Origin of the sequence: Lysobacter claricitrinus, assembly GCF_045866565.1 — a bacterium.
In the GTDB taxonomy this organism is placed as follows: domain Bacteria; phylum Pseudomonadota; class Gammaproteobacteria; order Xanthomonadales; family Xanthomonadaceae; genus Cognatilysobacter; species Cognatilysobacter claricitrinus.
This window is the reverse complement of the sequence record NZ_BAAFZV010000008.1, coordinates 393-3,871: the sequence shown is the minus strand read 5'-3', so window position 1 is coordinate 3,871 and position 3,479 is coordinate 393. Positions and strand designations below refer to the sequence as shown.

The window sequence follows — 3,479 nt, the reverse complement described above, 5'->3', positions numbered from 1 at the left end:
ACTCAGGTGTTAGGGCCCATATGAAACGTCTGCTCATTCTCAGCCTTCTCCTCATCGCTCCGACCACATTCGCGGCAATCGAGAAGTACGCGCGGACCTCTGAGACCGGCGTAGTGTTTCAGTGGTGGCCGAAGGTCGCGCCGCCTCATGGCTGGCACCACGACGATGGCTCCTCGCGGTACTTTGCCTTCAATGCCTTCGCCCCGGACGGCTCAACTTTTTCGACAGCGGAGACCGTGCTCTACGCCAAGGCGAGCTACAGACCGCGAGTCCCGGAAATTGCCTCGCTGGCCGCGTTTGTCTCGAAGGACATCGCTCAACTTCGCTCGAGCGAACCGGGCATTTCCATTACACCAGAGCCAGGTATGCGTGCCCGCAGCGGGCTCCGATTCAAGGTCGTGCGGTTCGAGCCGGGAACCGCAGGAACCGGGGCGTGGGAGCGGGTAGCCTATGCTGAAGACGGGGAGTACTTCCTCACCTTTGCCGTTAGTTCGCATTCGGCCGCTGGACTCAAGGCATCTGCGTCAGCATTCCGAGCACTGCTCGACGGATATACGCCTGGGCCCTAACAATTCGTCCAAGCCGACGCCGCTTCGCGGCGCGGCTTAACTCAGGTGTTAGGCCGCAATTGAACAAGTTCGCAGCTCAGCTAGTGGCACTCCTCGTCCTCATTCCCACCACGTTCCTCGGAGGGTTCGTTGGCATGTTCGCGCTCGCAGGCGCGGGAAACGGTGTGAGCATGCACATGCCGGGAGCCCTTTCTGGCTTCGCCGCAGCGGCCGGGTTCTTCGGCTGCCTGGGCGCCGGCGCGGCTGTTATGTGGGTGTTGTACTGGCGCATCGTTTCCGACAGGCCGCTAGGCGCTAAGGCCATATTCGGCGCGGTAATAGGCCTCACCGCCGTGGTTTGCGGCACCGTCGCAGTGCTAGCGCGCGAGCCCTTGGTTGCTTGGCCAATCGTTGGGTGCAGCTACTTCCTGTGGCAACTGCGGTCGTACAAGGTTGCGGCCTAACAATTCGTCCAAGCCGACGCCGCTTCGCGGCGCGGCTTAACTCAGGTGTTAGGCCTAATGGGTAAGCGCTTCGCTCTTGTAGTGGCAGCAACGCTTGTGCTTTGCGGCTGCACGCGTTCGCCGGTGCAGCCAAAGATCCACTGTTTCCCGAAACGCCCCTCCGCGCTGGCTCTATCCAAAGCTGAGGCTGCGTCACTTGCCGAGGCCAAGCGCAGGTCCAGCGCCCGCTGCGCCGAATCGGACATTTCGTGCGGATTCGGCACGCACACGTACCCCGATGGAACTGTTGGCATCCACACCACGTTCGCCCACATCTCAGGCGAGCCTCCTAAATGCGGCTTCGTTTTCGGTGAGGAGCACATTGATCTATTCGATGCTTCTGGCAAATATGTGCGCACTATTCCTGGGCTTTAGGCCTAACAATTCGTCCAAGCCGACGCCGCTTCGCGGCGCGGCTTAACTCAGGTGTTAGCTGTTCGGAACGAGGTGCCAGGTGAACGTAGTTCAAGAACAGCTCGATGCCTACAACGCGCGGGATCTTGAGCGCTTTCTCGCGTGCTACGCCGAGAATGTTGTCGTTGCTGGCGCTGACGGCGCCGCTATGATGACTGGACTCGAAGAGATGCGAGCGGTGTATTCCGCGCTCTTCGCCAACAGCCCTAACCTTCGCGCGGAACTTGGCGCTCGCTTCCAAGCCGGCCGCTACGTCGTGGATGAAGAGCGAGTCAGTGTTTGAATCTAGCCGGGCTTCCCGAGTCCATGCACGCCGCCGTCGCGTACCGTGTCGAATCGGGCAAGATCGCGCACGTGGTTGTTCTGGCGTAACGGCCGAGCAGCTAACAATTCGTCCAAGCCGACGCCGCTTCGCGGCGCGGCTTAACTCAGGTGTTAGGCCTCATAGGAGACGTTCGTAGTGTTTGAGGTGGAAATCTGGATCGACGTCACCGAGAAGAGCGACGGAGTACTCAAACACGTCTGCACGCTTTTCGGCCGTCACTCACTCCCAATTCGCCCTATGTCCGGTGAGTCCTTTTCCTATTTCGCTGAAAAGGGAGCGGTCTATGCTTTCAATCTGTGTTCGCCCATCGGGCCGGTCCCAAGCAATTGCATCCGCGTGGGAATCGATGAAGTAAGTCACTATGCGGTCAAGACCGAAAGCGGCTTGAGGTACATGACTTCGGTCAGGTGTGAGGAGATTGCCGTCCCGTCGCTGGATGACGCGAAGCGCGCCTGTACTTTCATGATTGAGCAGGCTGATTTTGAGATTGATCCTTACGGGCTCAATCGCTTAACAGATGAGGCCTAACAATTCGTCCAAGCCGACGCCGCTTCGCGGCGCGGCTTAACTCAGGTGTTAGGGCGCAAGTTGAGCTTATGGGCAAGTAGGGGAACTCAAATGCTTAAGTTAGTTGGTGGTTTGGCAGTCGCGTACGCATTGGTGGGCTCAGCCGCGGCACAGCAACCGGCAGCGCCCGCGACGACGGCCAGCTCAACGCAAGTCGTGGTCAACCGCGACAGCGGCAAGATGGGATCGCTCTGCGCCACTGAGCTCTATGTCGACGGCACGCTCGTGGGCCGCGTTTCACCAGGCCAGCAGGTCACGCTCGCCACTCCTTCCGGAGCCAAGGAGCTCATGGCCAAACCGGCTCTTGAGTCTTACATCTGCAAGAAGATTTACTCACTTCCGCAGTGGGAACGGCGAGTGACCCTTACCGGACAGCCCGTGACAGTTCGTTACGGCTTTACCGGCAAGGGTGAGCCCATCATGGAAGCAAGCCCGTAAGGTGGCTTTGCGCCCTAACAATTCGTCCAAGCCGACGCCGCTTCGCGGCGCGGCTTAACTCAGGTGTTAGGCCGCTAGTTCAACCTCGGAGCAAGCAAGTGTCTCGACAAAGCGCGACGATCATTGGGATCGTGCTCCAGGCAGCCGGTGGTGGCTATCTCGTCTGGCAGTCTTGGAACACGTCCCGTGCTCTCAAACGTCATGTGTCAGGGCCGGTCACCTTCGATAACCTTGGCACTGCCATTGACACGTTCGCCCAGGAACTCGGCGGTCAGTTCCGGCAGCAGCTCGTCGGTTTCGCATTCTTGTTGGTTGGTTCCGGCTTTCAGCTCTACGCAGCCGCGGCCTAACAATTCGTCCANNAACTCAGGTGTTAGGGCGCATAACAAGATGATTGCGATTGATGAAGAGAAGGCTCGCGAGATGACCGGCAAGGTCGTTCTCGTCGGAGTGAGCTGGTGCAATGCGGCTGGTGACGTGCTTGAGGACAAGCAGTGCTTCGGAACAGTCCTCCGTGTCAACTCAAAGGAAGGCCTGGTAATTTCCAGCGGCATCGATGGCGCTGAGCTTTCTCTACCACCCGAGCTCGATCGCTACTTGCGCGCGGAAGCCGGCGAGTACCGGCTCAAGGCAACTGGACACATCGTCACCGATCCAGACTACACGTCTATGTGGCGCGTCTAT

At 59.2% G+C, this 3,479-nt stretch carries 7 protein-coding genes; all 7 read left to right on the top strand.

Annotated elements, in window-relative coordinates:
- On the top strand, positions 1-569 hold a 569-nt coding region (locus ACKTTN_RS14475; RefSeq protein WP_407910615.1), incomplete at its 5' end, for a hypothetical protein.
- Positions 570-628: 59 nt separating this feature from the next.
- Complete coding sequence (locus ACKTTN_RS14470) at positions 629-1,012, top strand: hypothetical protein (protein WP_407910614.1); 384 nt, start codon at positions 629-631, stop codon at positions 1,010-1,012.
- Positions 1,013-1,505: 493 nt separating this feature from the next.
- Positions 1,506-1,748, top strand: coding sequence for a nuclear transport factor 2 family protein (locus ACKTTN_RS14465; protein ID WP_407910613.1), 243 nt, complete (start codon positions 1,506-1,508; stop codon positions 1,746-1,748).
- A 177-nt stretch (positions 1,749-1,925) separates the two neighbouring features.
- Positions 1,926-2,318, top strand: coding sequence for a hypothetical protein (locus ACKTTN_RS14460; protein WP_407910612.1), 393 nt, complete (start codon positions 1,926-1,928; stop codon positions 2,316-2,318).
- Positions 2,319-2,408: 90 nt separating this feature from the next.
- Positions 2,409-2,795 (top strand): hypothetical protein, encoded by a 387-nt coding sequence (locus tag ACKTTN_RS14455; protein ID WP_407910611.1) that lies wholly within the window; start codon positions 2,409-2,411, stop codon positions 2,793-2,795.
- 98 nt (positions 2,796-2,893) lie between these two features.
- The gene (locus ACKTTN_RS14450; protein WP_407910610.1) at positions 2,894-3,145 is read left to right on the top strand and encodes a hypothetical protein; all 252 of its coding nucleotides are present in this window, start codon (positions 2,894-2,896) and stop codon (positions 3,143-3,145) included.
- A gap of 40 nt (positions 3,146-3,185) precedes the next feature.
- A partial coding sequence (locus ACKTTN_RS14445; RefSeq protein WP_407910609.1) for a hypothetical protein occupies positions 3,186-3,479 on the top strand: 294 nt, incomplete at its 3' end.